Below are 25705 nucleotides of genomic sequence, written 5' to 3'. Positions count from 1 at the left end.
TCCCTCACGGCCGCACTTCATACACCAGGTTGAACGGCGTCTGCGCCGCGCGGCGGAAGCTGCGGAAGCCCGCCTGCTGCGCCACCGCGCGCATGCGTGCCTCGCCCGCCTGCGCGCCCAGGCACAGGCCGACTTCCTGCGAGCGCGATGCGGGCGTGCAGATGAAGGTGGAGGCGGAATAGAACACCCGCCCCACCGGGTTCAGGTTCTGCTCCAGCGCATCGTTGGCGAAGGGCTCGACGATCATCCAGGCGCCGTCGGCGCGCAGGGTCTCGAGCACGTGGCGTGCGGTGCCGACCGGGTCGCCCATATCGTGCAGGCAGTCGAACACCGCCACCAGGTCATAGTCCTTGCCGCCATAGTCCTTGGCGCTGGCCACCTCGAAGCGCACGCGCTCGGCCACGCCGGCGCGGCGCGCGGTTTCGGCGGCATGGCGCACCGACGGCTCGTGGTAGTCGAAGCCGACAAAGCGCGACGCCGGAAACGCCTGCGCCATGATGATGGTCGACGCGCCATGGCCGCAGCCCACGTCGGCCACCATGGCCCCCGCTTTTAACCGCGCCGCCATGCCGTCCAGCGCCGGGATCCATTCCGACACCAGGTGCGCCGCATAGCCGGGCCGGAAGAAGCGCTCGGTGCCATGGAACAGCGCGGGATCGTGCTCATGCCAGCCCAGCCCGCGGCCATTGCGGAAGATGTCGATCATCTTCGGAATCGCGCGGAACTGCGCCACGGCGATCTGGAACGCCCCCGGGATGAAGGCCGGGCTGCCTTCCTGCGCCAGCGCATAGGCCTGCTCTTCGTTCAGGCTGAACTGGCACGAGCTCGCGTCGTAGTCGACGTAGCCGCTGGCGGCCTGCGCCGACAGCCATTCGCGCAGGTAGCGCTCGTCGGTATGGGTCTTGGCCGCCAGCATGGCGACGGTCATCGGTTTTTCCGCCAGGGCCTTGTAGAGGCCGAGTTCATCGCCGACGACCACGGTCGCGGCATGCATCACCGCCCCGATATCGCCGACGAATTTTTCCATAAAGGCATTCAGCCTCGCCTCATCGACGCTCATGATGCACCTCCCCGTGCCACGGCTCCCCGCTTTCAAATATAGCCCCCGCCTATGTCGGGGAAAGCCCGAAAGCAACGGGGAAACCAGGCTGACGAGGCCGCCCCGGAAAGCAAGCGGACTTGGTGTGCCAGCGCACGGCATGGCTGCCGCGACACTTGCCAACCCCGGGAAAAGGCGCTATAAAGATGCTTCGCCGTACGGCCCGAGGCCGATACGAAGCGAAAATCATCCAAGCGGCGCGCAATTTCCTGCCCTTCTGCCACGCAGTGCAGCATAAATCCGGCGCCCGCGAAGAAAATCGATTCAAGCTGACCCAAGCCAACGCCTTTTTCCGCCATGTCCGCTAAGTTTTACTTTTACTTTTTTAGCGATCTCACACCGCTGGCGGATAGGGAGGGATGGCTGTAAGCAGCGCCCCGAATACAAAAAAACCGCCAGCGACCCTGGCGGTTTTTTTATACCCGTTTGTTTTCCCACACTGTCACGACCTCACAAGAATCCTGGAGCCACCATGCTGAAGAACACCGACGACCTGCGCATCCGCGAACTCAAGGAGCTGCTGCCGCCCGCGCACCTGATCCGCGAGTTCGGCTGCTCCGAACAGGCTTCGGACGTGATTTACGGCGCGCGCCAGGCCATGCACCGCATCCTGCACGGCATGGATGACCGCCTGATCGTCATCATCGGCCCGTGCTCGATTCACGATACCCGTGCCGCGCTGGAATACGCCAAGCTGCTCAAGGTACAGCGCGACCGCTTCGCCGGCGAGCTTGAGGTGGTGATGCGGGTGTACTTCGAGAAGCCGCGCACCACGGTGGGCTGGAAGGGGCTGATCAACGACCCGCACATGGACGGCAGCTTCAAGATCAACGACGGCCTGCGCACCGCGCGCGAACTGCTGCTGAACATCACCGAGATGGGCGTGCCCACCGGCACCGAGTACCTCGACATGATCAGCCCACAGTACCTCGCCGACCTGGTCAGCTGGGGTGCGATCGGGGCGCGCACCACCGAGTCGCAGGTGCACCGTGAGCTGGCCTCGGGACTGTCGTGCCCGGTGGGCTTCAAGAACGGCACCGACGGCAACGTCAAGATCGCGGTCGACGCGATCAAGGCCGCATCGCAGCCGCACCACTTCCTGTCGGTGACCAAGGGCGGCCATTCGGCGATCGTATCGACCTCGGGCAACGAGGACTGCCACGTGATCCTGCGCGGCGGCAAGGCGCCCAACTACGACGCCGCCAGCGTGCAGGAAGCGTGCGATGCCATCGCCAAGGCCGGCCTGGCCTCGCGCCTGATGATCGACGCCTCGCACGCGAACAGCAGCAAGAAGCATGAAAACCAGATCCCGGTGTGCGCCGACATCGGCCGCCAGATTGCCGGCGGCGACCAGCGCATCATCGGCGTGATGGTCGAATCGCACCTGGTGGCGGGCCGCCAGGACCACGCGCAGGGCCAGCCGATCGAGGAACTGACCTACGGCCAGTCGGTGACCGATGCATGCATCGGCTGGGACGACTCGGTCAAGGTGCTCGAAGGGCTGGCCGAGTCGGTGCGCCAGCGCCGGCTGGTGTCGGGCAGCGGCAACTGATGGCAGGACGGCGGCGGCGATGCTGGCCCGCCCGGGCATGCGCCTGGCGCTAAGCGGCATTGCCAGCTGCCGACCGTCGACGCCCGCGATGCGTCTCGTGCCCTGGGCGCCGCGGACAAAAAAAAGCCGCTTCAGCGAAGCGGCTTCTTGATGCAGGCGGCCAGCGCCGCCGGCCGTTACTTCTTCAGCACCAGGTCGCCCGGCAGCGACTCGATGTAGGCGGCCATGTCCTTCAACTCCTTGCGCGTGAACGGACGCGGCTTGCCGGCCTTGTCGGTGACCGCCGGGTTGGCGTTGACCTGGCCGGCCATGATCGCGTTGGAGCGGCCCACCAGCGCATTGCCCGACACCTGGTAGGACATCAGCGCGTGATACAGGTAGTCGGCATGCTGGCCGGCCAGCTTGGGGTAGTCGGGCGAGATCGGCTTGTTCATGCCGGCGCCGTGGCAGGCCACGCAGTTACCCTTTTCCACCAGCGTCTTGCCGTTGGCAAGGTCGGCGGCCGAGGCCGGCATGGCGGCAGCACCCAGCACGAGTGCGCCGAGCGCGAACGAAAGCGTCTTGAGCGTCTTCATGTGGGTTCTCTTACTTGAGGGCATTGTTCTGCGTACCGGTCTTCTGCTGCGAGTAGTAGGCCGCCACGTTGGCGATGTCCTGCTCGGTCAGCGTCGCGGCGATGCTGCGCATGGTGGGGTGCTTGCGCTCGCCCTTCTGGTAGGCCTTCAGCGCATTCTCGATGTACTTGGCGCTCTGGCCGCCCAGCATCGGCACTTCATAGATCTCGGGGAAGGACGCACGGTAGCCCGGAATGCCGTGGCATCCAATGCACATTGCAACCTTGTCCTTGGCAGCGTCTCCATTGCCCTTGACTTCCTGTGCCTGCGCGGCCGTTGCAGCCGCGCCCAGCACCACCATCGTGAGGAGCTTTTTCATTGTCTTTGCGGATTGGAAGTTAACCGTGTGACCTGCCCTGCCGGGCGGAGACGGTTTCAGAATGCTTCTGCAGGGCAACCAGGGCAGCCGGATGGATTGCCGAGGAGCAACCCGCCAGACATGTCGCATCCGGTCGGTTGCCGGGGTGTGGAACACCATTCTGGAACCACCTCGCGCAATCGCCGCGACCCGGAAGGGCCGCTGGGACTTCTGAACGCGGACTGCCGGATACTGGAGAACTGGACGTGGGGGCGCGTCAAACCGGCGCATTGTACCGCAGCCGGCACCTGCCAGTCCAGCCAGCGGCCGGTGACGGCGGAACGCCGTCTGCCCGCCCCAACACGAACCGCAAAGGTCTTTTATACTGGCCGATCCCGGGAATCTGCACGACCGTTCGCGGACGCCGCCGCCAGCCGCGCGAGCGCGCCCTGCACCGGCCCCTGTTTCCATAACGAAAGCGCGCGTCAAAGCGCGAAGAGACCGCGCCAAGCACGCCAACCCGGCCCTCGCCTGCGAGCGGCCGCCACCTCAGGTTGCCTCATGTCAAACACCGCCAACGCTTCCGCCCAAGCCTCCTCCCAGCCGGTCCGCTTCGAAGGCAGCGACCAGTACGTTGCCACCGACGACCTCAAGCTGGCCGTCAACGCCGCGCGCACGCTGCAGCGCCCGCTGCTGATCAAGGGCGAGCCCGGCACCGGCAAGACCATGCTGGCCGAGGAAGTCGCCGCGGCGCTGGGCATGCCGCTGCTGCAATGGCATATCAAGTCGACCACCAAGGCGCAGCAGGGCCTGTACGAGTACGACGCGGTGTCGCGCCTGCGCGACTCGCAGCTGGGCGACGACCGCGTCCACGACATCCGCAACTACATCGTCAAGGGGGTGCTGTGGCAGGCCTTCGAGGCCGATGAACAGGTGGTGCTGCTGATCGACGAGATCGACAAGGCCGACATCGAATTCCCCAACGACCTGCTGCGCGAGCTCGACCGCATGGAGTTCTATGTCTACGAGACCCGCGAGCTGGTCAAGGCGAAGCATCGCCCGCTGGTGATCATCACCTCGAACAACGAGAAGGAACTGCCCGACGCCTTCCTGCGCCGCTGCTTCTTCCACTACATCAAGTTTCCCGATGCCGAGACGATGCAGCAGATCGTCGACGTGCACTACCCCGGCATCAAGCGCGAGCTGGTGGCCGCCGCGCTGGAATCGTTCTACGAGATGCGCAACCTGCCGGGCCTGAAGAAAAAGCCGTCGACGTCGGAGCTGATCGACTGGCTCAAGCTGCTGATGGCCGAGGACATCCCGCCCGAGGCGCTGAAGAGCCCGGACAAGAAGGCCGCGATCCCGCCGCTGCACGGCGCGCTGCTGAAGAACGAGCAGGACGTGCACCTGTTCGAGCGCCTGGTGTTCATGAACCGCGCCAACCGCTGACGGGCCGCACCGCCATGACCGCGTTCGTCAAACCTGTCACGCTGGTGGGCCGGCACGCCACGCTGGAACCGCTGCGCCCCGAACACGCCGAAGGCCTGCGCACTGCCTGCGCCGACGGCGAACTGTGGAAGCTCTGGTACACCAGCGTGCCGGCGCCCGAGCGCATGGAGGCCGAGATCGCGCGGCGCCTGGACCTGCAGCAGCAGGGCGCGATGCTGCCATTCGCGGTGCGTGATGCCGCGGGCGAGCTGGCCGGCATGACCACCTACATGAACATCGACGCCGCCAACCGGCGCGTGGAAATCGGCTCGACCTGGTATGCGCGGCGGGTCCAGCGCACGCCGCTGAACACCGAGTGCAAGCTAATGCTGCTGGGCCATGCCTTCGACCACCTCGACTGCATCGCCGTGGAATTCCGCACGCACTGGATGAACCAGCAGAGCCGCGCCGCGATCGCCCGACTGGGCGCCAGGCAGGACGGCGTGCTGCGCAACCATATGCGCATGCCGGATGGCTCGCTGCGCGACACCGTGGTGTTTTCGATCATCGCCAGCGAATGGCCGGCGGTGCGGCAACACCTGCAATTCCAGCTCGAGCGGCCGCGCTGACGCGCCCGCCGACTGAAAGCGAGGCATCATGCTGATCGATTTCTTCTTCTCGCTGCGCCACGCCAAGCTGCCGGTCTCGGTCAAGGAATACCTGACCATGCTGGAAGCGCTCAAGGCCCAGGTCATCTCGCCGTCGATCGACGAGTTCTACTACCTGTCGCGGATGACGCTGGTCAAGGACGAGAAGCACTTCGACAAGTTCGACCAGACCTTCGCCGCCTACTTCAAGGGCGTGGAAAGCCTGGTCGACTGGAAGTCCGACATTCCGCTCGACTGGCTGCAGAAGACGCTGGAGCGCGAGCTGTCGCCCGAGGAAAAGGCCAAGATCGAGGCCATGGGCGGCCTCGACAAGCTGATGGAGCGCCTCAAGCAACTGCTCGAGGAACAGAAGGAAAAGCACGAAGGCGGCAACAAGTGGATCGGCACCGGCGGCACCTCGCCGTTCGGCCACGGCGGCTACAACCCCGAGGGCATCCGCATCGGCGGCCCGTCCAAGGGCAACCGCACCGCCATCAAGGTATGGGAGGCGCGCGCCTACAAGGACTATGACGACCAGGTCGAACTGGGCACGCGCAACATCAAGGTGGCGCTGCGCCGGCTGCGCCGCTTCGCCCGCGAAGGCGCCGACACCGAGCTGGACCTGGACGACACCATCCATGCCACCGCGGCCAATGCCGGCCTGCTCGACATCAAGCTGCGGCCCGAGCGCCACAACAAGGTCAAGGTGCTGATGCTGATGGACGTGGGCGGCTCGATGGACGACCACATCAAGCGCGTCGAGGAACTGTTCTCGGCCACCAAGACCGAGTTCAAGCACCTCGAGTACTACTACTTCCACAACTGCCTGTACGACTACGTGTGGAAGAACAACCGCCGCCGCCACGCCGAGAAGCTGGCGACCTGGGACCTGCTGCACAAGTACACGCCCGACTACAAGATCATCTTCGTCGGCGACGCCACCATGAGCCCGTACGAGATCCTGCAGCCGGGCGGCTCGGTCGAGTACAACAATGCCGAGGCCGGCGCGGTGTGGCTGAACCGTATGACCGAGCAGTTTCCGCACTTCGTCTGGCTCAATCCCGAACCCGAAGGGCTGTGGCAGTACCGGCAGTCGATCACAGTGATCAACCAGCTGATGAAGGGCCGCATGTACCCGGTCACGCTCGCCGGGCTGGAACAGGCGATGAAGGTGCTGTCAAAGTAAGGCTTGGAATGCGCGCCGCAGCGAGGCTAGCGCTGGCTCCCCTCGCCCGCTTGCGGGAGAGGGAGCAAACCGGCGGCATGCTGGAACCTCCGCCTCACCCTGGCCGCGCCAGGTCCGCCCCCTCCATCACCCACGCACGGAACGTCCTCAGCGCCGGCAGGTGCTGCTTCTGCTCCGGGTAGCACAGGTAATAGCCCTTCTTGGCCAGCACCTGCGCAGGATGCGCCACCACCAGCGCGCCGGTGGCCAGCTCTTCCTCGATCAGGCAGCGCGGGATCAGCGCAATGCCCAGTCCCGACAGCGCCGCCTGCGTCAGCAGTGAAAACTGGTCGAAGCGCGCGCCGCTCCAGGCGTCGCGCGTTGGCAGGCCCAGCGTGGCGAACCAGTCGGGCCAGGCCTCGGGCACGGTGGTGTGGTGCAACAGCGGATAGCGCAGCAACGCCGCGGGCGTCGGCGCCACGCCATCAGGCTCCGACGCCAGCAGGCCCGCCCGGCATACCGGCAAGACCTCGCGGCCGGTCATGTAGTCGGCCAGGCTGCCGGGCCAGACGCCGTCGCCGAAGCGGATCGCGGCATCGAGCTCCGGTTCGGAAAAATCGTAGCCCTGGGCGTGCGGCACGAACTCCAGCGTCACCTCCGGATGGCGCGCGAAGAACTGGGGCAGGCGCGGGATCAGCCACTTGGCGCCCAGCGTCGGCATGCTGGCGATATGCAGCACGCCGCCCCGCCCCTGCCCCGCCATCAACTCCACGGTGGCGGCCTCGAGCTCGTTCAGACTGGGAGCGATGCGCTCCAGGTAGCGCTCGCCGGCGGTAGTCAGCACCAGCCGCTGGCGTACCCGCTGGAACAGCTCGACCCCGAGGTAGGCCTCCAGGCTGCGCACCTGCTTGCTGACCGCGCCTTGCGTGACATGCAGCTCACGAGCGGCTACGGTAAAACTGTTATGGCGCGCCGCTGCTTCGAAGGCGTGCAACTCGGTCAGCGACGGACATAGGCGTCGCATAAATCACCTCTACTTCACGACCAGATGGAATGAGCTAGGGATTTTATTTCGTTTGCGGCGCGCTTGCTCGGTCGCGCAGAATCGTGAAATCCACTTAATTCTCCCCCTTGCCCTGGATCCCCTCATGCAACGTCGCCATCTTCTCCGAGTCCTGGCCGCCGCAACGGCCACCGTCGCCGCCGGCTTCTCCCTCAGCGCCGCGGCGCAGTCCGGCTACCCCACCAAGCCGATCACGCTGGTGGTGCCGTTCCCGGCCGGCGGTACCACCGACATCGTCGCGCGCATCGTCGCCGACAAGCTTGGCCAGCAGCTGGGCCAGGCCGTGGTGGTCGACAACCGCGGCGGGGCCGGCGGCAGCATCGGCACCGCGTTCCTGTCCAAGGCCGCGCCAGACGGCTACACGCTGGGCATCGCCACGGCCTCGACCCATGGCATCAACCCGGCGGTCTACCCCCGCCTGTCCTACGATGCCACCAAGGACTTCACCCCCATCACCAACCTGGCCTCGGTGCCGAACGTGATGAGCATCAACCCGGCGGTCAAGGCCACCGACATGAAGTCCTTTATCGCGCTGGCGCAGTCGCAGCCGAACAAGCTGGCCTATGGCTCGGCCGGCAACGGCAGCGTCTCGCACATGATGGGCGAACTGTTCAAGATGAGCAGCAAGACCGAACTGCTGCACGTGCCGTACAAGGGCGTGGGTCCGGCGCTGAACGACGCGCTGGCCGGCCAGGTGCAGGTGCTGTTCGACAACCTGCCGTCGTCGCTGCCGTTCATCGAAGGCGGCAAGCTGCGCGCGCTCGCGGTGGCCGCGCCCAAGCGCGTGGCCGCGCTGCCCAATGTGCCGACCTTTGCCGAACTCGGCCTCGGCGAAGTCAACGACGCCGCCTGGTTCGGCCTGATCGCGCCGGCCAACCTGCCGGCCGACCTGCAGAACAAGCTGCATGCCGCCGCGGTCAAGGTGCTGGCGCTGCCGGAGGTCAAGGCCAAGCTCGAAAAGCTGGGCGCCACGCCGGTAGGCGACACCCCGGCGCACTTTGCCGCCCAGATCAAGAGCGAAGTGGCCAAGAACAAGCGCGTCGCCGCCGCCGCCAAGATCTCGCTCGACTGAACGCACCGCACACCATGACCGACACCGACCGAACCATCGCGGACCGTCCGTTCTGCCTGTACCAGCCCGAGGGCGAGCCCGCGGCGCTGTTCCTGGACTCGCCGCACAGCGCGACCACGTACCCGACGGACTTCCGCCCCGATCCCGCGCTGCCGCTGCCGCTGCTGCGCCAGGCCGAGGACACCTTCGTCGACGAGCTCTACGCCGGCGCCCCGGCGCGCGGCATCCCGCTGCTGTGCGCGGGTTTTCCGCGCAGCTACCTGGACGCCAACCGCGCGCTCGAAGAAATCGACGAAACCCTGCTCGACGCGCCGTGGCCCGGCGCGAAGCGGGAAACCTCCAAGACCCGGCTGGGCAAGGGCCTGGTCTGGCGCGTGCTGGACACCGGTGAAGCCATCTACGACCGCAAGCTGAGCGTGGCCGAGGTGCAGGCCCGCATCGAGCGCTGCTACCTGCCCTATTACGCGCAGCTGCAGAAGCTGGCCGACCGCGCTGTCGCCAGCCATGGCAGCGCCTGGCATATCAACTGCCATTCGATGCCGAGCCACGCGGCGCCGTTCGCGACCGAATTCCCCGGCCTGGAGCATCCGGATTTCGTCGTCGGCGACCGCGACGGCACCACCTGCGACCATCGCTTTACCGACCGGGTCGAGGGCGTGCTCAAGGAGATGGGCTACGAGGTCTGGCGCAACCACCCGTACAAGGGCGTCGAGATCGTGCGCGTGGTCGGCCAGCCGCAGGCCGGCCGCCACAGCCTGCAGCTGGAGGTCAACCGCAAGCTCTACATGGACGAGGCCGGCCTGACGCATAGCGCCGGCTTTGCCAGGCTGCGGCACGACCTGAACAGCCTGCTCGACGAGCTGCTGCGCTTTACGCGCGCGATGCCGTCGCGCGTGGCCTGACACGGCCGCGCGCCGGCGCGCGGTGTCGCCGCCGTGAGGCGGGTCGGACCATTCCCACCCGCGCCGGGATCACTTGACGCGGGCGGTAGTGTGTTGGCGATGCGTTAGAAGAATGGGTAACAAGATTTAGGAACTTTGGCAGATGGGTTTCCTCTATCATGGCAATCCTTTGCGAACCCATCCTGGCTGCCGGCCCTTCGCGCCGTCAGGCAATCCCAGGCAAGCACACACCGCTCACACCGTGATCCGACGAATTTCCGCAATGCTCGGCGGCCGGCTCCGCATGGTGGCCGCCGCAGTAGCCGGTGCGATCGCGCTGGCTGGCTGCGCCAACCTGCCGGACGAGGCTGGCGGCACCAGCGCCGCCAGTCCCGCGCCGGCCCCTGCGCCCGCCGCGGCGCCCGCCCGCCCCGCCGCTGCCCCTACCCCGCCAGTCTCCGCCTCGCCTCCCATCAAGACCATCAACCTGCCCGACCGCGGCCGCGTCAGCCTGTCCGAGTACCGCGCGCGCATGCGCGAGCAGCTGATGAAGACCGAGAACGCCACCAGCGACGTGGCCGACTGCGCCGCCCACGCCAGCTGGGTGGTGCCGCGCTCGGCTAGTTACGATGCCTTGAAGATCCCGACCGGCGCCCTCGCCGCGGGGCAGGCCACCACCGAATCGTGGAGCGGCCGCTTCTCGCCGGGCAAGCAGGCCGTGCCGGTCACCTCGGTGGTCACCTTTGCCGCCACCGCGCACAAGCGCAAGGGCAGCGACGACTGGCAGCCGGTGAAGGTGCGTTGCGGCTATGACGACGGCATGATGCTGGCGTATGAACTGCTGGACAGCAGCGGCGCCACCATCAGCGAGCCGGCGGCCGCGCCGGCGGTGCCGACCGCCACGCGCGCGTCGGCCAGCAAGAGCCGCAAGGGCGCGAAGGGAAAGAGCACGGCGTCGACGTCGGGCAAGGCTTCGGGCAAGTCGGTGAAGTCCACCTCGGCCAAGTCCACTTCCGCCTCGGGCAAGACGAGCGGCAAGAGCAAGAAGAAGCAATAGGCGCAATGAAATGGCGGGCGCCTGGGCGCGTGCTTGGGCTCTCCCCTCTCCGATTTATGGGAGAGGGGCTGGGGTGAGGGCGGGCGTTTCCACGAAGTGCAGCAGCCTCGTGCTTGCCATGCGCCTGCCCTCACCCCCTGCCCCTCTCCCGCAAGCGGGAGAGGGGAGCCAACTCACCGCCGGCCTCAGCCCAGATAATCCAGGATCGCCTGCAGCATCGCCGTCCCCAGCAGCGCGCTGCGCGCGCCGTTCCAGCCGACCGCCGGATCTGGCAGGTCGGCATTGTCCTTGAACGGCATCTCCAGCGTCAGCGCCAGGCAGCCGAAGGTATGGCCGATGTATTTCGAGGCCAGCTTGAGCGCGTCGGCGTTGTACTTGCTGGCCGCATAGCCATGCACGTCCTGGAAGTCCGGCGAGGCCCGCTTGAAGGCCTCGATAAAGCGCTGCTGCTCGCGCCGCCGCGCCTCGGTGAAGCCCGGCAGCATCTCGCTGCCGGCGACGAAGTTGTACGGCAGGCCCTCGTCGCCATGGATGTCGAAGAACATGTCGCAGCCGCTGGCCTCGATGGCGCGGCGCACGTGATAGACCTCGGGGCTGGTGGCAGCGCTCGGCGCCATCCACTCGCGGTTCAGGTTGGCGCCGGCGGCGTTGGTGCGCAGGTTGCCGCGCGCCGAGCCGTCCGGGTTCATGTTCGGCACGATATGGAACACCGCGCGCTCGAGCAGCTTGCGCGCGACCGGGTCGCCTGCCCACATGCCGGTGCCGGTCAGCCGCTGCAGCACGCCCTCGACAAACCATTCGGCCATGCTCTCGCCCGGGTGCTGGCGCGCGATCATCCAGATGGTCGACTTGCCCGCGCCGGGCTGCCCGATGGTGACGCGCGTCATGTCGCGACCGTCGACGGTGCTGCCCAGGTGCGACAGCCGCGCCAGCGGCGAGCGCTGGCAACTGGCCAGCAGCGACAGGTGGCGCTCGTCCGGATACGGCTCGAAATACGCGAACCAGATGCTGTCGTGCTCGGGCGTGAAATCCACCGTCATCACCTGGCCGTCGAAACGCGTCGGCACGCGGAACCAGTGGGCGCGGTCGTACGACGCCACCGCGCGGTAGTCGCGCCAGCCATCCGGATAGGTGCAATCGCCCGCGTTCAGGAAGTGCATGCGGCACGCCTGCCCCTCCGCGCCTTGCAGACGGAAATGGAACCACTGGCGGAAGTCGGCGTTCGAGTCGGCGCGGATGCGCAGGCGGATATCGTCGGCGCGGTCGAGCGCCTCGACCTCGATGGCGCCGGAATCGAAATGCGAAGAGATATGCAGGGCAGCGGGCATGGCTGGCGGTCTCGTGGCGGTGGGTTCAGTACCGGGATGCGCGGTGTTCAGTCTTCCAGGCGGCGGCGGAACACCCAGCGGCTCGCGTCCGAGGTCGCCTTGTCGAAGGCATAGCCGTCTTCCGCGAAGCGCTTGAGCTTTTCGGGCTCGGTCACGCGGTGTGTCACCGCATAGCGCGCCATGGTGCCGCGCGCGCGCTTGGCATGGAACGAAATGATCTTGTAGCGGCCGCCCTTCCAGTCCTCGAACACCGGCGTGACGATGCGCGCCTGCAGTACCTTGGGCCGCACCACCTTGAAATACTCTTCCGAGGCCAGGTTGACCAGCACAGGCGCGCCTTCCTGCTTGAGCGCGGCCATGTCGGTGTTGAGCAGTTGCGTGACGTCGTCGCCCCAGAACGCGTACAGGTCCTTGCCGGCGGCGTTGTCCAGGCGCGTGCCCATTTCCAGCCGGTATGGCTGCATCCAGTCCAGCGGCCGCAGCACGCCGTACAGGCCGGACAGGATGCGCAGGTGCTTCTGCGCAAAGCCCAGGTCCTCGGCCGACAGCGACTTCGCGTCCAGGCCGTCGTAGACATCGCCGTTGAAGGCCAGCGCCGCCTGCTTGCTGTTGGCCGCGGTGAACGTGGGCGACCAGTCCGCGTAGCGGGTCACGTTGAGCACCGCGAGCTTGTCCGAGATATCCATCAGCGCCCCTACGTCCTGCGGCGCCAGCTGGCGCAGGCGCTCGATCAGCGTGGCGGAACGGTCGATGAAGCGCGGCAGCGTATGGGTCTTGATGCGGGCGGGAGTCTCGTAGTCCAGCGACTTGGCGGGAGACAAAACGATGAGCATGGCAAAATCGCGGCAGTAGCCAAGGACAAACAAGCCAAGATTGTAGCGAATGCGCCTCGACCCCACCGCACCCACCCCGCCCGCCGCCACGGCCAACCGCCGCGCCGGCATCACATCCGCGCCGCGCGTGGTGCTGGACTCCAATATCTGGGTCGACCTGCTGGTGTTCCGCGATCCGCACGTCGAGCCGATCCGCGCCGCGCTGGAAGCCGGCACCATCGCTCCCGTGATCCGCGCCGACTGCCGCGAGGAACTGCGCCGGGTGCTGGCCTATCCGCAATTTGCCCGCTTTGAGGTCGATATCGGCGCAGCGCTGGCCACCGTCGACCGGCTCGCCACCCTGCAAGCGGCGCCGCCGCAAGCCGACAGCGACGCGATCTGCCTGCCGCGCTGCAAGGACACCGACGACCAGAAGTTCATCGAGCTGGCCCACTTTGCCGGCGCCGCCTGCCTGGTCTCGAAGGACAAGGCCGTGCTCAAGCTGCGCACCCGCCTGCGCCGCAGCAGCGGCGTGGAGGTGATGACGCCGCCGGCATTCGGCGCCTGGCTGGCCGCGCTGGCCCCGGCCGCGGCCGCCGATCCGCTTTAGAATGGCGGCTCGCGGCGCCGCCATGCGGTGCCGCCCGCCTGACCGCCTACCGTTCCCATCGCATCGACTCGCGCCCTATGTCCGCAGACACCACGCTCGCCCCACTGACGCCGCCGCCTTCGCGCCTGCCCGGCGTCGGCACCACCATCTTCACCGTGATGTCGGCACTCGCCGCAGAGAAGAACGCGGTCAACCTGGGCCAGGGCTTCCCGGACTTCGACTGCGACCCGCGCATTATCGATGCCGTGACCGGCGCGATGCGCGCCGGCCACAACCAGTACCCGCCGATGGCGGGCGTGCCGCGCCTGCGCCAGGCCATTGCCGCCAAGATCGCCAGCCTGTATGGCCACCAGTACAACTGGGACAGCGAGATCACCGTCACCGCGGGCGCCACCCAAGGCATCCTGACCGCCATCCTGTGCGCGGTGCATCCCGGCGACGAGGTGATCGTGCTGGAGCCGTGCTACGACAGCTACCTGCCGGCGATCGAACTGGCCGGCGCCACCGCGGTGCCGGTCACGCTGGAAGCGCCGGCGTTCCGCGTGCCCTTCGACAAGCTCGCCGCCGCGATCACGCCGCGCACGCGCATGATCCTCGTCAACACGCCGCACAACCCCACCGGCACGATCTGGCGCGCGGCCGACATGGAGCGGCTGGCGCAGATCCTGGCCGGCACCGACATCCTGCTGCTGTCGGACGAGGTCTACGAGCACATGGTCTACGACGGCCAGCCGCATGCCTCGGTGTCGCGCCATCCGGAGCTGGCGCGCCGCAGCTTTGTGATCTCGAGCTTCGGCAAAACCTACCACGTCACCGGCTGGAAGGTCGGCTACGTCGCCGCGCCGGCCGCGCTGATGGCCGAGTTCCGCAAGGTGCACCAGTTCAACGTGTTCACGGTGAACACGCCGGTGCAGCACGGGCTGGCCGACTACATGGCCGATGCCGCGCCCTACCTGCAGCTGCCGGCGTTCTACCAGGCCAAGCGCGATCTGTTCCGCGCCGGGCTGGCCGACAGCCGCTTCAAGCTGCTGCCGTCGGACGGCACCTATTTCCAGTGCGTCGACTACTCCGCCATCTCCGACCTGAGCGAGGCCGATTTCGCCATGTGGCTGACGCGCGAGATCGGCGTGGCCGCGATCCCGGTCTCGGCCTTCTACACGCAGCCGCGTGAATCGGGCGTGGTGCGTTTCTGTTTTGCCAAGAAGGACGAGACGCTGGCCTTGGCGCTCGAGCGGCTGGGCAAACTGTAAGCGCCAGCCCCGCGCCCAAGCAAAAAACGCCCGCGATGCCATCGCGGGCGTTTTTTGCCTTGGCGGCTGACGTGCCTTACTTGTTGCGGTTCATCATCAGCTCGAGATTGGCCTTGCGGTCGGCGTTGACCTTCTGCACCGATTCGCGCGCCGACAGCGTCTTCAGGTAGTCCTTGATCGGCAGGTCCGCCAGCATGTCGGTGCCGTAGATGATCTTGGTGCACGACGACACCAGCTGCAGGTGCGCCGCGGCGGCGCAGTCGGCCAGCGTGAAGCTGTCGCCGGCGATATACGGCGAGAACTTGGCCAGCTTGGAGAAGGCGGGGATATAGCGGCTCAGCAGCTTGTGCTGGCGCTCCTTGACGCCGTCGCTGACCTTGCCGCCAAAGAAAGCCTCGGGGTACAGCTCGCGCGCGGTCAGCTCCAGGTACAGCTCCATGAAGACGATGAGCTCGCGCACCTTGGCGGCCTGGAACGGATCGGCCGGCAGCAGCGGCTTCTGCGGATACGCCGCCTCGACGTATTCGGCGATCGCCTCGGACTCGCACAGCGGGCCGGATTCGGTGATGATGTAGGGCACCTTGCCCGCGGGCGTGGCCGCCGGGTCGGTCTCGCCGAGCCAGGCCAGCACTTCTTCGAACGGCACGTTCTTTTCCAGCAGCGCCAGCTTCACTTTGTTGTAGTAGTTGCTGGCGGCGAAACCGCAGAGCTTCAGCATGTCGTCTGTCTCCGTTATAGGAAAGGTCCCCGCATCGCACGGCGTGGATCGGGTGATTGTGGACCATCCGGCGTTCGCAGTGAACCGGCTGTCCGATCAGCGCACGCCGCCTGCCCTGCCGGTCTGTCGCGGAAGGTGCAAAAAACGTACGATCGTGCTAATTTAACCACAACTCTTGGGACAAATGATGAGCACTTTCACCATCGATACGCTGGGTATCGTCGGCACCGGCGCCATGGGCCGGGGCATCGCGCAGATCGCCGCGCAGGCAGGCCTGACCGTCAACCTGTACGACGCCAACCCGCAAGCGGTGGAAGCCGCGCGCAAGTACCTGCAGGACACGCTGGCCAGGCTGGCCGACAAGGGCAAGATCAGCACCGCCGAGGCCGAGGCCACGCTGGGCCGCGTCAAACCGTGCGGCACGCTCGAAGACCTGGCCGGCTGCGACATGGTACTGGAGGCCATCGTCGAGAAGCTGGAAGTCAAGCGCGACCTGATCGCCAAGCTTGAAGCGATCCTGCGCGAGGACGCCATCATCGCCTCGAACACGTCGTCGTTATCGATCACCGCGATCGCCGTGGGGTCGAAGCGCCCCGCCCGCATTGCCGGTTACCACTTCTTCAACCCCGTGCCGCTGATGAAGGTGGTCGAGGTCATCGACGGCCTGTCGGGCGACCCCGCGGTGGGCGACGCGCTGATGGCGCTGTCGCGCCGCATGGGCCATACGCCGGTGCGCTGCAAGGACATGCCCGGCTTTATCGTCAACCATGCCGGCCGCGGCATGAATATTGAAGGCCTGAAGGCCGCGCAGGAAGGCGTGGCTGAATTCGCCGACATCGACAACATCATGCGCGAGCAGGCCGGCTTCCGCATGGGGCCGTTCGAGCTGATGGACCTGACCGGGCTCGACGTGTCGCACCCGGTGATGGAATCGATCTACAACCAGTTCTACCAGGAACCGCGCTACCGTCCCTCGCCGATCACCGCGATCCGCGCGGTCGGCGGTCTGATCGGCCGCAAGGCTGGCGCCGGTTTCTATGCCTACGCCGATGGCCAGAAACAAGTGCCGGCCGCCGCCGCGGTGCCGGCCGCGCGCCCGTCGAGCGTGTGGGTCAGCCACGCCAGCGAGCGTGGCCATGCCATGGTGACCAAGCTGCTGGGCGCGCTGGGCGTGACGCCGGAAGGCGGCAACCAGCCGTCGGCCGAGGCGCTGATCATCGTCACGCCGCTGGGCCTGGACGCCACCACCAGCGCGCTGCAGCAGGGGCTGGACCCGGCCCGCACCGTCGCCATCGACACGCTGCTGCCGTTCGAAGCCACCAAGCGCCGCACGCTGATGACGACGCCGGCCACCAGCGCCGCCGCGCGCGACGCCGCGCACGGCCTGTTCGCGAGCGACGGCGTGCCGGTCACGGTGATCCGCGACTCGGCCGGCTTCATCGCGCAGCGCGTGCTCTGCTGCATCATCAACATCGCCAGCGATATCGCGCAGCAGCGCATCGCCACGCCGGCGGACATCGACCTCGCCGTGAACCTCGGCCTCGGCTACCCGAAGGGCCCGCTGGCGCTCGGCGACGCGGTCGGCCCGCAACTGGTGCTGGAGACGCTGCGCAACATGGAGGCGCTGACCGGCGACATGCGCTACCGCCCGAGCCCGTGGCTGTGGCGCCGTGCCGGCCTGGGCCTGTCGCTGCTGGCCGAAGAGCAGTAAGCCGTCCGCCTTCGCGGCCGCCCCCACAGCCCGCCCCACCGAGCCCCGCCCATGCCCGCACAGCTGCTTTCCCGCCGCGTCGATTCGACGCTGGTGCTGACCATCTCGAACCCCGAGGCACGCAACGCGCTGCACCCGGATATCTACGCGGCCTCGCAGCAGGCGCTGGAGCAGGCCGCGGCGGATGACTCGCTGCGCGCGGTCATCATCACCGGCGCCGACGGCATCTTCTGCGCCGGCGGCAACCTGAACCGTCTGCTCGGCAACCGCAGCCAGCCGCCCCAGGTACAGGCCGCCAGCATTGCGCTGCTGAACGGCTGGATCGAGTCGCTGCACGCTTTTCCCAAGCCGATCATCGCGGCGGTGGAAGGCGCGGCGGCGGGCGCGGGCTTCTCGGTGGTGCTGGCCTGCGACTTCGTGGTGGCGGCAAGCGATGCGAAGTTCGTGATGGCCTATGTCTCGGTCGGCCTGACGCCCGACGGCGGCGGCTCGTACGAGATCGCGCGCGCGCTGCCGCGGCCGCTGGCCAGCGAGCTGATGATGGAAGGCAAGCCGGTCGACGCCGGCCGGCTGGCGCAGTTCGGGCTGGTCAACCGGGTCACCGAACCCGGCCAGGCCCTGGACGAGGCGCTGCGCCTGGCAACCGGGCTGGCGCGCCAGTCGCCGCACGCGGTGGGCCGCATCAAGGCGCTGATCAACCATGCCGCCACCGCCTCGCGCGCCGAACACCTGCTGGCCGAGCGCGACAGCTTCGTGGCCGCGTTGCATCACCCCGACGGCGGCGAAGGCATCAGCGCCTTCCTGGAGAAGCGCAAGCCGCAATACCGCTGATCCGCGCGCGGATCATCACGACGGCCAGCCCGCGCCAGACGGGCATGCCGACACTATGCAAGGAGACCCCGCATGGAATTGCCGCCGTCCTCGCGTCGCCGCATCTACCTGATGCGGCATGGTGCCGTTTCCTACTTCGACGAGGCCGGGCGCCGCACCAGCCTGCCCGAGATGGTGCCCCTGAACGAGACCGGCCGCATGCAGGCCACCGCCGCCGGCCGCGCCTTTGCCGCCGAGCAGGTCCGCTTCGACCGCGTCATTGTCAGCGGCCTGCCGCGCACGGTGGAGACCGCCGAGCGCGTGCTGGCGGAGCTGCCGCAGATGGACGGCATCGTTCCCGAGGTCTGGCCCGCGCTGCAGGAAATTCGCGGCGGCGACTTGTCCGCGATTGCCAGCGAAGACTTGCGCGACGCCTTCGTCGGCGCCTTCGAAGGCGAAGTGCCCGAACACAAGCGCTTTCTCAACGGCGAGACCATCGGCGCCTTCCTGGACCGCGTGCTGCCCGCGCTGGCGCGGCTGCGCGACGACCCCGACTGGGATACCGTGCTGATGGTGCTGCATGGCGGCACCAACCGCGCCATCCTGTCGCAGGCCATCACCTGCGGGCGGCGTGTGTTCTTCGGCTCGCTGCTGCAGACCGCCGGCTGCATCAACGTGCTCGACATGGGCGACGGCCCGCTCGACTGGGTGGTGCGCATGACCAACTACTCGCCGCCCACGCCGGTGCACAGCGGCTCGCGCCACACCACCATGGAAGTGCTGCTGCACCAGTATTTGCGCGGACGGCAGCCCGCCGGCTGAGGCTCCCGGCCCCCGATTCCATCATCAAACCCGAACAGAAAACCAACGGAGACAGCATGACGAGCAACGTATCGCACTTCGAGGGCACGCGCCCGGTGTCCGACCAGCAGCGTTTCGACACCGCCGCGCTGGAAGCCTGGTTGCGCCAGCACGTGGACGGCTTTGCCGGCCCGCTGACCGTGGAGCAGTTCAAGGGCGGCCAGTCGAACCCGACCTTCAAGCTGGTCACGCCCGGGCAGACCTACGTGATGCGCGCCAAGCCCGGCCCCAAGAGCAAGCTGTTGCCGTCGGCGCATGCGATCGAGCGTGAATACCGCGTGATGGCGGCGCTGGCCGGCAGCGACGTGCCGGTGGCACGCATGTATGCGCTGTGCGAGGACGAAGCCGTGATCGGGCGCGCCTTCTACATCATGGAATTCGTCGCCGGGCGCGTGCTGTGGGACCAGTCGCTGCCGGGCATGAGCCCGGCCGAGCGCAGCGCCATCTATGACGAGATGAACCGCGTCATCGCCGCGCTGCACTCGGTGGACTACAACGCCATCGGCCTGGGCGACTACGGCAAGCCCGGCAACTACTTCCAGCGCCAGATCGAGCGCTGGACCAAGCAGTACAAGCTGTCCGAGACCGAATCGATCCCGGCAATGGACGCGCTGATGGACTGGCTGCCGCAGCACATCCCGCAGCAAGACGCCGACCTGACCTCGATCGTGCATGGCGACTACCGGCTCGACAACCTGATGTTCCACCCGACCGAGCCGCGCGTGCTGGCGGTGCTGGACTGGGAGCTGTCCACGCTGGGCCACCCGATGGCGGACTTCAGCTACCACTGCATGAGCTGGCATATCGCGCCGGGGCAGTTCCGCGGCATCGCCGGCCTCGACTTCGCCGCCCTCGGCATCCCCGACGAAGCCAGCTACCGCCGCCTGTACGAGCAGCGCACCGGCCGCCCCATCACCGGCGACTGGAACTTCTACCTGGCCTTCAGCATGTTCCGCATCGCCGGCATCCTGCAGGGGATCATGAAGCGCGTGGTGGACGGCACCGCGTCGTCGGCGCAGGCCACCGACGCGGGCAAACGCGCGCGGCCAATGGCCGAGATGGGATGGGAGTATGCGAAGAAGGCGAAGAGCTGAGGTCTGAGGCCGGAGAGATCCATCGCTACGCCTCTGCAAGCCTGCAGGCTTGCAGGGGCGTTTTCTTTTCGGCGCGGCAAAGCCCGGCATAATCGCCAGAATCCACAGAAACAATGAAATCGCAGGATGTTCTGGCTTTACTACTTGCTCCCTGCCGCCATCGCAGCGTCGATGGTGTGGTCAGACTATGGCGCCCTCGCCGGCCTGGCCACCCTGATCGTGGTGCCGGCCCTGCAGTCAGCCTTGCTGTTCTGGGTTTCGGATCGCGTCACTGGCATGCTCGCTACTGCCCCCGCTGAAGAGACACCCCACCAACGACCTGAAGTGCCACTCCAGCTCGGAGAGCGGGCGCGCTTCAAGCGGCTGCTGCTGACGGACGAGGCGGAAGGCCGGCGCGAAGCCACCCGCCGCTTCTATGAAGACCTGATGGCGACGATCGACAAATATCTTGAAGTCGAGACCGGCAGCGATGGTTCCGATGCCGCAATGGTTTCCGGCATGGAACTGGCGGATCAGCATGATGCGACGACGCATGCGGACGATGCGCTCGTGGTGTTCCGCTCGCGGGACCTTGCCTGGTCCGGATTCCGGCTCGGCAACGAAAGTTTCCGCTTCCGCTACTGGGTGATCTGCGCAGTGCATTTCACCGACGTCCTTCCGGCCAAGGGCAGTGGCTACTACGAGGTGGAGCTCGAGTTCAAGGTTGCCGCCCGGGACCGGCCGCCGGGTACGAACGCCGAACTCTATCGGTCGAGCCGATTCGAACTGTTGCTCAGCCGTTCAGACTCGCGCTCCCAGGCCATCGCTGCCGCGTTGACAGAGATTGCCCGAGTTCTCGGCGCGCGGTACGAATACCAGAGCTATATGGACGCATAGCCGGGAATGACTCGATCCGGAAGCTGACGACCGGACCGACGCCATCCCAGGCTTTCGTCCTGGTGACCTCGCGCGCCAGCGCGCTCAATCCCCCAGCGCCACCCCCTCGCGCCGCGGATCCGCGCCGCCCGCCCACACCGTCTTCCCGTCCGGTCCCTGGCGGCGCACGATGGCCTGCGTGCCGCTGGTCATCTCGATCTCCGCCACCTGGTGGCCGCGCTGCTGCAGCGCCTGCACCAGGCCCGGCGACACCAGGCCCTTCTCGACCTCGGTCGGGCCGTTGCGGCTGCCGAAGTTGCCCATGCCGATTGCCGCCTGCGGATCCAGATTCCAGTCAAGCATGCCGACCAGCGTCTTGGATACGTACTCGATGATCTGCGAGCCGCCCGGCGAGCCGACCGTCGCCACCAGCTGGCCGCTCTCGCGGTCGAACACCAGCGTCGGCGCCATCGACGAACGCGGGCGCTTGCCCGGCTGCACGCGGTTGGCCACCGGCTTGCCATCCTCGCTCGGCACGAACGAGAAATCGGTCAGCTGGTTGTTCAGCATGAAGCCGCGCACCATCAGATGCGAGCCGAAGTACGACTCGATCGTGGTGGTCATCGAGATGGCGCCGCCGCGATCGTCGACGGCGACGATCTGCGAGGTGGAAATGCGCGGCGGCGAGCGGTCCGGCGCGTAGGCCACGGCGGCCCCCGGCGGCGTACCCGGCTGGGCCTTGCCCATGCTTTGCTCGCCGATCAGTTCGGCGCGCGCGGCGAGGTAAGACGGGTTGACCATGCCGCTGACGTCGACCGGCACGAAGTCCGCATCGGCGACGTACAGGCCGCGGTCGGCATATGCCAGGCGATCGGCCTCAGCTATCGCATGGACGGCGTCAGGATGGGCCTCAAGCACCGCCGGCGTGTTCACGGCCTGCGGCTTGAGCGCGGCGAGCGCGTATTTGGGGTTCCTGGTTTCCAGCGCCTGCAGCGTGCCGAGGATCTGCGCGATGGCGATGCCGCCCGACGACGGCGGCGGCATGCCGCAGATTTTCCAGCGCTTGTAGTCGGTGCACACCGGCACGCGCTGCTTCGCGCGGTAGTTGTCCAGGTCGGCCAGCGACAGCGAGCCGGCATTGCTGCCGCTGTTCACCTTTGCCACGATATCGCGCGCGATCGGGCCGCCGTAGAGCACGCCGGCGCCGCGCCGCGCAAGATCGCGCAGCGTCTGCGCCAGCTTCGGGTTCCTCAGCACCGTGCCGGCCGGCTTGGGCTTGCCCTGGGCATCGAGGAAGTACGCGGCCATCTCCGGCGAACCGGCCAGGAACTTGTCGGCCGCGACCTGCGTGTAGAGCCGCTGCGAGATCGGGAAGCCTTTCTCCGCCAGGTCGATGGCGGGCTGGAACAGCCTGGCCCAGGGCAGGCGGCCGTGCTTGCGATGGACCATCTCCAGCGCGCGCATCACGCCCGGCGTGCCGACCGAGCGCCCGCCGATCTGGGCTTCGCTGAACGCCATCGGCTTGCCGTCCGGGCGCATGAACAGGTTTTCGGTGGCGCCGGCAGGAGCGGTCTCGCGGCCGTCGAAGGCCTGCACGTTCTTGCCGTCCCAGTACATGATGAAGGCGCCGCCGCCAATGCCAGTGGCCTGCGGCTCGACCAGCGTCAGCACCGCCTGCATGGCGATGGCGGCATCGATCGCCGAGCCGCCTTGGCGGAGCATGGCGCGCCCGGCCTCGGTGGCGAGCGGGTTGGCCGCGGCTGCCATATGGCGCTGCGCGTAGACGGTGGCCATGCCGGGGCGGTAGCCCGAGGCCACTTCCGGCGCAGGCGGCATCGCCGCGGGCGGGGTCGCGGCCCCGGGCGCAGCTGCAGCGGCCGGCATGGCCGTGCCTGCGCCCGGGGTACCACAGGCACCGAGCAGCGCCGACAGGGCCAGCGCCAGCGCGCCGCGCCATGCCATCGAAGTGAGGTCAGGGTGAGCCATGCGCTATCTCCGGGGAAAAGGATCAAACGATTGTAGTGGCGATCCGGGCATCCCGGGAGGCGAAAGTCTGGCATTCGCCCTATCCGGCCTGGCACCGGGCGGCGAGAAAAGAATATTTCGCCCGCCTCAACCCCGCCTGGCCTGGGTGGCCGGTTTCATCGACAGGCCGTCCTGCCGGCCACCTGCCCGCGGCCACTTCACTTAGGAGAACAGCATGCAACCCCGCGCAGCGGCGCCGCAGGCGCTGAAGCAAGGGTCAGCGCGTGGTGAACGACCAGCTCAGGTCCACCGGCTGCGCGCCAAGCCGGCCCGTGACCCGCACGGTATAGCGCTGCTGGCTCGCCAGCGGCGCTACCGGCGTGCACAAGGCCAGGCCGTGCGCCGCGCTGCTCAGGCCCGAGGAGCGGCTGTCGACCTTGATGCAGTTGACGTTGTTGCCTTGCGCATCGGTAATGACGAAGTTGTCGGCATCGAACTGCAGCGCGGTATTGATCGCCTGCAACGATACCGGGTAGCCCATGGTGCGGCTTTCATAGCCCGGTGCCGGATTGGGGCTTTCCGTGTTGACCCAGTTGACCGGCACGTCGTTCTGGCCGTCGAACGGATAGGCCACCATCTGGTTGTCGCTGCCGCCCCTGATCGGGTCGGCGAGGTCGACGGTCTGGTAGTAGCTGGCCGAAGTGCCGCTGCCGTTGGCGCCAACGCGCTCGGCAAAGCCGCTGCCGGCCGAGCCATAGCTGCCCAGCAAGGCGGCGCGGTGGAACGGCGCGTCCACCAGGTCCGACACCAGTGCATCCTTGGGCGACATCGACAGCTGGGCATTGGCCAGCGAGGTCCAGCGGTTGGCGCCGGCCACCACTTCGGCGGTGGCGTCGGTCGGATAGGCGGCCTGGATCCGCTCATTGGCGGTGGCGCCGGTGTAGCCCGGATTGGCGCTGTTTTCGTCGTGGGTCAACGTGGCGTTGGCCAGCATATAGTCCGTGTGGGCCTGTGCGGCAGCGTTGAGCGGGTCGCGCGCGACCAGCGGCGGCAGGCCCACCTGCTCGCGGCGATAGTTGGCATAGCACAGGCCCGCGGTGCGCGGCTCTTCCAGCACGCGATAGTCGCTGACCGCGCTGCCGCGCGCCGGCAGCAGCGAGACGCCGCTGCCCGATGCGGCGGCAGGCGCCGGACCGCTGACGGTATAGCAGGCCCCGGCCGTGGTGATCGTAGAACCGGTGGGGGATGTCGGAGACGCAGACGTGGCTCCGCTCTGGCCGCCAGCCGGCGCGCTGGCTTGCGCGCCGGACGGGGCCGATCCGCCTGGCGCGGCACTGGCGGACGCGCCACCGTCGCCACCGCCGCCGCAGGCGGCCAGGGCCAGCGCCGCGGCGGTACAGAGCGTGGTCAGGGCCAGCGTGGTGCGCCGCGCGCGGCGCGGCGGCATGGCATGGCAATCGGCAGGCAAGCGTTTCCCAATCATCGGTCTGAGGCGTCGTGGTGGAGTTCGGCGAATTGGTCTGCCCGGGGGATCCGCGGCAGCGGACAACCGGCGCGGCAAAACCTCGCGGGCACCGTGCAGAGGACGGGCTCGCTGTGGCTGCGCCGGGGCAGAAAAGCCGGAAGATGGTATGGGCCGGGACCGCGAGGGTCTAGCCCGCGAACAATTGCTTACGTGTGACCCGCGCGCGCCGCACCCGCGGCTACCTGGTGTTGCGCCAAGGTACGGCGAGGCCTCTTCAGCCCGCCGCGGCCACGTCGGCCATGCCGCTGCCGAGCGAGGCCATCACCGCCATCAACTGCTCGCGCAGCCAGCGGTTGGCGCCGTCGTTCTCGCCGCCCGCGTGCCAGTACAGGTGCAGTTCCAGCGACGGCACCTTGAACGGCAGCGACAGCAGCCGGTTGGCATAGGGTTCATTGGCGATGCGCGCATAGCGCAGCGGCAGCGTGGCGAGCAGGTCCGTGCAGCTGACCACGCGGCACGCCGCAGCGTAATGCTGGCAGCGCAGCCGCACCCGACGCGTCAGGCCCATGCGATGCAACGCCTGGTCTTCCAGTCCGGCCCCGCGTCGGCGCGACGACACATGCACGTGCTCGGCCGCCAAGTAGCGCTCCAGCGTCAGTTCCTTCTTCACCAGCGGATGGTCGCGCCGCGCCAGCACCACCATCGGGTCGGCCATGAACGGCGCGTGATGGATCGCGGGCGACACCGGCAGCAGGATGTCGAGCGCGGCGTCGAGCGTGCCGGCGAGCAGTTCCGATTCCATCTCGCGCCGGTCGAAGCGGATTGCGGCGATCTCCACCTGCGGCGCCATCGCCGTGACGCGGCTCATCAGCGGCGGCAGCAGCGTCGACTCCAGCGCGTCGCGCATGCCGATGGTGAAGCGGCGCACGGTATTGGTGGGGTCGAAGTGCGGGGTATCCTGCAGCGTGCGCGCGAACGACTGCAGCGCGCTGCGCACCTCGGCCGCCAGCGAACGCGCCAGCGGCGTGGGCGCCATGCCCTGCCCGCGGCGCTCGAACAGCGGATCGTCGAACAGCGTGCGCAGCCGGCCCAGCGCGTGGCTGACCGCCGGCTGCGTCAGGTTGAGCTGGCGCGCGGCCGCGGTGATGCTGCCTTCGCTGTAGATGGCGTCGAACACGACGAAGAGGTTGAGATCGATGCGGGCGAGCTGCATGCCGGTGATTCTGGCACGGAATGCAGGGAATTGATACTGTCAAATCCAGAAAATTCATTTTTCTAATTAACGTCTTTCAGATAGAGTGCATTGCATCGGCCCAGTCCCAATTCGGCGATGAAGCCTTTCGGCGCCGA

At 67.5% G+C, this 25705-nt stretch carries 25 protein-coding genes; 15 read left to right on the top strand and 10 right to left on the bottom strand.

Going from position 1 to position 25705, the window contains the following annotated elements:
* Positions 1 to 4: 4 nt before the first annotated feature.
* A complete protein-coding gene (locus tag ACOCMH_RS21760; protein ID WP_427312956.1) occupies positions 5 to 1060 on the bottom strand; it encodes a class I SAM-dependent methyltransferase in 1056 nt (351 codons plus the stop codon).
* A 185-nt stretch (positions 1061 to 1245) separates the two neighbouring features.
* Between ACOCMH_RS21760 and ACOCMH_RS21755 the strand changes: the two genes are divergently transcribed.
* Together ACOCMH_RS21755 and aroG are read left to right on the top strand one after the other, a co-directional pair.
* Positions 1246 to 1407 carry a hypothetical protein gene (locus tag ACOCMH_RS21755; protein ID WP_427312955.1) on the top strand — a complete coding sequence of 54 codons (162 nt, stop codon included), beginning with the start codon at positions 1246 to 1248 and terminating at the stop codon, positions 1405 to 1407.
* 164 nt (positions 1408 to 1571) lie between these two features.
* On the top strand, positions 1572 to 2651 hold the full coding sequence (gene aroG, locus ACOCMH_RS21750) for a 3-deoxy-7-phosphoheptulonate synthase AroG (RefSeq protein ID WP_427312954.1): 1080 nt from the start codon (positions 1572 to 1574) through the stop codon (positions 2649 to 2651).
* A 176-nt stretch (positions 2652 to 2827) separates the two neighbouring features.
* On the opposite strand, the gene ACOCMH_RS21745 is transcribed toward aroG, so the two are convergent.
* Together ACOCMH_RS21745 and ACOCMH_RS21740 are read right to left on the bottom strand one after the other, a co-directional pair.
* Complete coding sequence (locus ACOCMH_RS21745; RefSeq protein ID WP_116336545.1) at positions 2828 to 3226, bottom strand: c-type cytochrome; 399 nt, start codon at positions 3224 to 3226, stop codon at positions 2828 to 2830.
* Between the two features lie 10 nt (positions 3227 to 3236).
* Positions 3237 to 3584: a c-type cytochrome gene (locus ACOCMH_RS21740; RefSeq protein WP_427312953.1), complete on the bottom strand. Its 348-nt coding sequence runs from the start codon at positions 3582 to 3584 to the stop codon at positions 3237 to 3239.
* A gap of 540 nt (positions 3585 to 4124) precedes the next feature.
* On the opposite strand from ACOCMH_RS21740, the gene ACOCMH_RS21735 reads away from it, so the two are divergent.
* Genes ACOCMH_RS21735 through ACOCMH_RS21725 form a run of 3 tightly spaced genes read left to right on the top strand, consistent with a single transcriptional unit; the run spans position 4125 to position 6824 of the window.
* A complete protein-coding gene (locus ACOCMH_RS21735; protein WP_115706462.1) occupies positions 4125 to 5012 on the top strand; it encodes an AAA family ATPase in 888 nt (295 codons plus the stop codon).
* 14 nt (positions 5013 to 5026) lie between these two features.
* Positions 5027 to 5620 (top strand): GNAT family N-acetyltransferase, encoded by a 594-nt coding sequence (locus tag ACOCMH_RS21730; protein ID WP_427312952.1) that lies wholly within the window; start codon positions 5027 to 5029, stop codon positions 5618 to 5620.
* A 28-nt stretch (positions 5621 to 5648) separates the two neighbouring features.
* Positions 5649 to 6824, top strand: coding sequence for a vWA domain-containing protein (locus ACOCMH_RS21725; RefSeq protein ID WP_427312951.1), 1176 nt, complete (start codon positions 5649 to 5651; stop codon positions 6822 to 6824).
* A gap of 94 nt (positions 6825 to 6918) precedes the next feature.
* On the opposite strand, the gene ACOCMH_RS21720 is transcribed toward ACOCMH_RS21725, so the two are convergent.
* A complete protein-coding gene (locus ACOCMH_RS21720; RefSeq protein ID WP_427312950.1) occupies positions 6919 to 7827 on the bottom strand; it encodes a LysR substrate-binding domain-containing protein in 909 nt (302 codons plus the stop codon).
* Positions 7828 to 7951: 124 nt separating this feature from the next.
* Here ACOCMH_RS21720 and ACOCMH_RS21715 point away from each other — a divergent pair, with 124 nt between their 5' ends.
* The 3 genes from ACOCMH_RS21715 to ACOCMH_RS21705 all read left to right on the top strand — a co-directional run bounded on the left by ACOCMH_RS21715 (position 7952) and on the right by ACOCMH_RS21705 (position 10876).
* Positions 7952 to 8938 carry a Bug family tripartite tricarboxylate transporter substrate binding protein gene (locus ACOCMH_RS21715; RefSeq protein WP_427312949.1) on the top strand — a complete coding sequence of 329 codons (987 nt, stop codon included), beginning with the start codon at positions 7952 to 7954 and terminating at the stop codon, positions 8936 to 8938.
* A 14-nt stretch (positions 8939 to 8952) separates the two neighbouring features.
* Entirely contained in the window at positions 8953 to 9840 is an 888-nt protein-coding gene (locus ACOCMH_RS21710) for an N-formylglutamate amidohydrolase (RefSeq protein ID WP_427312948.1), read from the top strand.
* Positions 9841 to 10081: 241 nt separating this feature from the next.
* Positions 10082 to 10876, top strand: coding sequence for a BspC domain-containing protein (locus ACOCMH_RS21705; RefSeq protein WP_427312947.1), 795 nt, complete (start codon positions 10082 to 10084; stop codon positions 10874 to 10876).
* Positions 10877 to 11061: 185 nt separating this feature from the next.
* Here ACOCMH_RS21705 and ACOCMH_RS21700 read toward each other — a convergent pair whose 3' ends face one another.
* Positions 11062 to 12204 carry a M14 family metallopeptidase gene (locus ACOCMH_RS21700; protein WP_427312946.1) on the bottom strand — a complete coding sequence of 381 codons (1143 nt, stop codon included), beginning with the start codon at positions 12202 to 12204 and terminating at the stop codon, positions 11062 to 11064.
* Between the two features lie 47 nt (positions 12205 to 12251).
* Entirely contained in the window at positions 12252 to 13037 is a 786-nt protein-coding gene (gene yaaA / locus ACOCMH_RS21695; protein ID WP_427312945.1) for a peroxide stress protein YaaA, read from the bottom strand.
* A gap of 49 nt (positions 13038 to 13086) precedes the next feature.
* On the opposite strand from yaaA, the gene ACOCMH_RS21690 reads away from it, so the two are divergent.
* Together ACOCMH_RS21690 and ACOCMH_RS21685 are read left to right on the top strand one after the other, a co-directional pair.
* Entirely contained in the window at positions 13087 to 13626 is a 540-nt protein-coding gene (locus ACOCMH_RS21690; RefSeq protein WP_427312944.1) for a PIN domain-containing protein, read from the top strand.
* Positions 13627 to 13703: 77 nt separating this feature from the next.
* Complete coding sequence (locus ACOCMH_RS21685) at positions 13704 to 14876, top strand: pyridoxal phosphate-dependent aminotransferase (protein ID WP_427312943.1); 1173 nt, start codon at positions 13704 to 13706, stop codon at positions 14874 to 14876.
* 76 nt (positions 14877 to 14952) lie between these two features.
* On the opposite strand, the gene ACOCMH_RS21680 is transcribed toward ACOCMH_RS21685, so the two are convergent.
* Positions 14953 to 15594, bottom strand: a complete 642-nt coding sequence (locus tag ACOCMH_RS21680; protein WP_427312942.1) for a glutathione S-transferase — start codon at positions 15592 to 15594, stop codon at positions 14953 to 14955.
* Between the two features lie 187 nt (positions 15595 to 15781).
* Here ACOCMH_RS21680 and ACOCMH_RS21675 point away from each other — a divergent pair, with 187 nt between their 5' ends.
* The 5 genes from ACOCMH_RS21675 to ACOCMH_RS21655 all read left to right on the top strand — a co-directional run bounded on the left by ACOCMH_RS21675 (position 15782) and on the right by ACOCMH_RS21655 (position 20946).
* Positions 15782 to 17305, top strand: coding sequence for a 3-hydroxyacyl-CoA dehydrogenase (locus ACOCMH_RS21675; protein WP_427312941.1), 1524 nt, complete (start codon positions 15782 to 15784; stop codon positions 17303 to 17305).
* 51 nt (positions 17306 to 17356) lie between these two features.
* The gene (locus ACOCMH_RS21670) at positions 17357 to 18136 is read left to right on the top strand and encodes an oxepin-CoA hydrolase, alternative type (protein ID WP_427312940.1); all 780 of its coding nucleotides are present in this window, start codon (positions 17357 to 17359) and stop codon (positions 18134 to 18136) included.
* Between the two features lie 72 nt (positions 18137 to 18208).
* The gene (locus ACOCMH_RS21665) at positions 18209 to 18937 is read left to right on the top strand and encodes a histidine phosphatase family protein (RefSeq protein ID WP_427312939.1); all 729 of its coding nucleotides are present in this window, start codon (positions 18209 to 18211) and stop codon (positions 18935 to 18937) included.
* Between the two features lie 56 nt (positions 18938 to 18993).
* Positions 18994 to 20070 carry a phosphotransferase gene (locus ACOCMH_RS21660; RefSeq protein WP_427312938.1) on the top strand — a complete coding sequence of 359 codons (1077 nt, stop codon included), beginning with the start codon at positions 18994 to 18996 and terminating at the stop codon, positions 20068 to 20070.
* A gap of 126 nt (positions 20071 to 20196) precedes the next feature.
* Positions 20197 to 20946, top strand: coding sequence for a hypothetical protein (locus tag ACOCMH_RS21655; RefSeq protein WP_427312937.1), 750 nt, complete (start codon positions 20197 to 20199; stop codon positions 20944 to 20946).
* 84 nt (positions 20947 to 21030) lie between these two features.
* Here the strand turns inward: ACOCMH_RS21655 and ggt are convergent, their stop codons facing one another.
* The 3 genes from ggt to ACOCMH_RS21640 form a co-directional block, all read right to left on the bottom strand.
* The gene (gene ggt / locus ACOCMH_RS21650) at positions 21031 to 22911 is read right to left on the bottom strand and encodes a gamma-glutamyltransferase (protein ID WP_427312936.1); all 1881 of its coding nucleotides are present in this window, start codon (positions 22909 to 22911) and stop codon (positions 21031 to 21033) included.
* A gap of 256 nt (positions 22912 to 23167) precedes the next feature.
* Complete coding sequence (locus ACOCMH_RS21645) at positions 23168 to 24373, bottom strand: CAP domain-containing protein (protein WP_427312935.1); 1206 nt, start codon at positions 24371 to 24373, stop codon at positions 23168 to 23170.
* Between the two features lie 256 nt (positions 24374 to 24629).
* Positions 24630 to 25568 carry a LysR family transcriptional regulator gene (locus ACOCMH_RS21640; protein WP_171517567.1) on the bottom strand — a complete coding sequence of 313 codons (939 nt, stop codon included), beginning with the start codon at positions 25566 to 25568 and terminating at the stop codon, positions 24630 to 24632.
* Between the last annotated feature and the right edge of the window lie 137 nt (positions 25569 to 25705).

This window comes from Cupriavidus sp. H39 (genome assembly GCF_050271075.1).
GTDB classification, from domain to species: domain Bacteria; phylum Pseudomonadota; class Gammaproteobacteria; order Burkholderiales; family Burkholderiaceae; genus Cupriavidus; species Cupriavidus necator_B.
This window is presented reverse-complemented; position numbering and strand designations above follow the sequence as displayed.

Excerpts from the sequence above, each read along its gene's own strand:
- ACOCMH_RS21760 (WP_427312956.1), bottom strand. The coding sequence starts at position 1,060 with ATGAGCGTCGATGAGGCGAGGCTGAATGCCTTTATGGAAAAATTCGTC.
- ACOCMH_RS21755 (WP_427312955.1), top strand. The coding sequence starts at position 1,246 with ATGCTTCGCCGTACGGCCCGAGGCCGATACGAAGCGAAAATCATCCAA.
- aroG (WP_427312954.1), top strand. The coding sequence starts at position 1,572 with ATGCTGAAGAACACCGACGACCTGCGCATCCGCGAACTCAAGGAGCTG.
- ACOCMH_RS21745 (WP_116336545.1), bottom strand. The coding sequence starts at position 3,226 with ATGAAGACGCTCAAGACGCTTTCGTTCGCGCTCGGCGCACTCGTGCTG.
- ACOCMH_RS21740 (WP_427312953.1), bottom strand. The coding sequence starts at position 3,584 with ATGAAAAAGCTCCTCACGATGGTGGTGCTGGGCGCGGCTGCAACGGCC.
- ACOCMH_RS21735 (WP_115706462.1), top strand. The coding sequence starts at position 4,125 with ATGTCAAACACCGCCAACGCTTCCGCCCAAGCCTCCTCCCAGCCGGTC.
- ACOCMH_RS21730 (WP_427312952.1), top strand. The coding sequence starts at position 5,027 with ATGACCGCGTTCGTCAAACCTGTCACGCTGGTGGGCCGGCACGCCACG.
- ACOCMH_RS21725 (WP_427312951.1), top strand. The coding sequence starts at position 5,649 with ATGCTGATCGATTTCTTCTTCTCGCTGCGCCACGCCAAGCTGCCGGTC.
- ACOCMH_RS21720 (WP_427312950.1), bottom strand. The coding sequence starts at position 7,827 with ATGCGACGCCTATGTCCGTCGCTGACCGAGTTGCACGCCTTCGAAGCA.
- ACOCMH_RS21715 (WP_427312949.1), top strand. The coding sequence starts at position 7,952 with ATGCAACGTCGCCATCTTCTCCGAGTCCTGGCCGCCGCAACGGCCACC.
- ACOCMH_RS21710 (WP_427312948.1), top strand. The coding sequence starts at position 8,953 with ATGACCGACACCGACCGAACCATCGCGGACCGTCCGTTCTGCCTGTAC.
- ACOCMH_RS21700 (WP_427312946.1), bottom strand. The coding sequence starts at position 12,204 with ATGCCCGCTGCCCTGCATATCTCTTCGCATTTCGATTCCGGCGCCATC.
- yaaA (WP_427312945.1), bottom strand. The coding sequence starts at position 13,037 with ATGCTCATCGTTTTGTCTCCCGCCAAGTCGCTGGACTACGAGACTCCC.
- ACOCMH_RS21690 (WP_427312944.1), top strand. The coding sequence starts at position 13,087 with ATGCGCCTCGACCCCACCGCACCCACCCCGCCCGCCGCCACGGCCAAC.
- ACOCMH_RS21685 (WP_427312943.1), top strand. The coding sequence starts at position 13,704 with ATGTCCGCAGACACCACGCTCGCCCCACTGACGCCGCCGCCTTCGCGC.
- ACOCMH_RS21680 (WP_427312942.1), bottom strand. The coding sequence starts at position 15,594 with ATGCTGAAGCTCTGCGGTTTCGCCGCCAGCAACTACTACAACAAAGTG.
- ACOCMH_RS21675 (WP_427312941.1), top strand. The coding sequence starts at position 15,782 with ATGAGCACTTTCACCATCGATACGCTGGGTATCGTCGGCACCGGCGCC.
- ACOCMH_RS21670 (WP_427312940.1), top strand. The coding sequence starts at position 17,357 with ATGCCCGCACAGCTGCTTTCCCGCCGCGTCGATTCGACGCTGGTGCTG.
- ACOCMH_RS21665 (WP_427312939.1), top strand. The coding sequence starts at position 18,209 with ATGGAATTGCCGCCGTCCTCGCGTCGCCGCATCTACCTGATGCGGCAT.
- ACOCMH_RS21660 (WP_427312938.1), top strand. The coding sequence starts at position 18,994 with ATGACGAGCAACGTATCGCACTTCGAGGGCACGCGCCCGGTGTCCGAC.
- ACOCMH_RS21655 (WP_427312937.1), top strand. The coding sequence starts at position 20,197 with ATGTTCTGGCTTTACTACTTGCTCCCTGCCGCCATCGCAGCGTCGATG.
- ggt (WP_427312936.1), bottom strand. The coding sequence starts at position 22,911 with ATGGCTCACCCTGACCTCACTTCGATGGCATGGCGCGGCGCGCTGGCG.
- ACOCMH_RS21645 (WP_427312935.1), bottom strand. The coding sequence starts at position 24,373 with ATGATTGGGAAACGCTTGCCTGCCGATTGCCATGCCATGCCGCCGCGC.
- ACOCMH_RS21640 (WP_171517567.1), bottom strand. The coding sequence starts at position 25,568 with ATGCAGCTCGCCCGCATCGATCTCAACCTCTTCGTCGTGTTCGACGCC.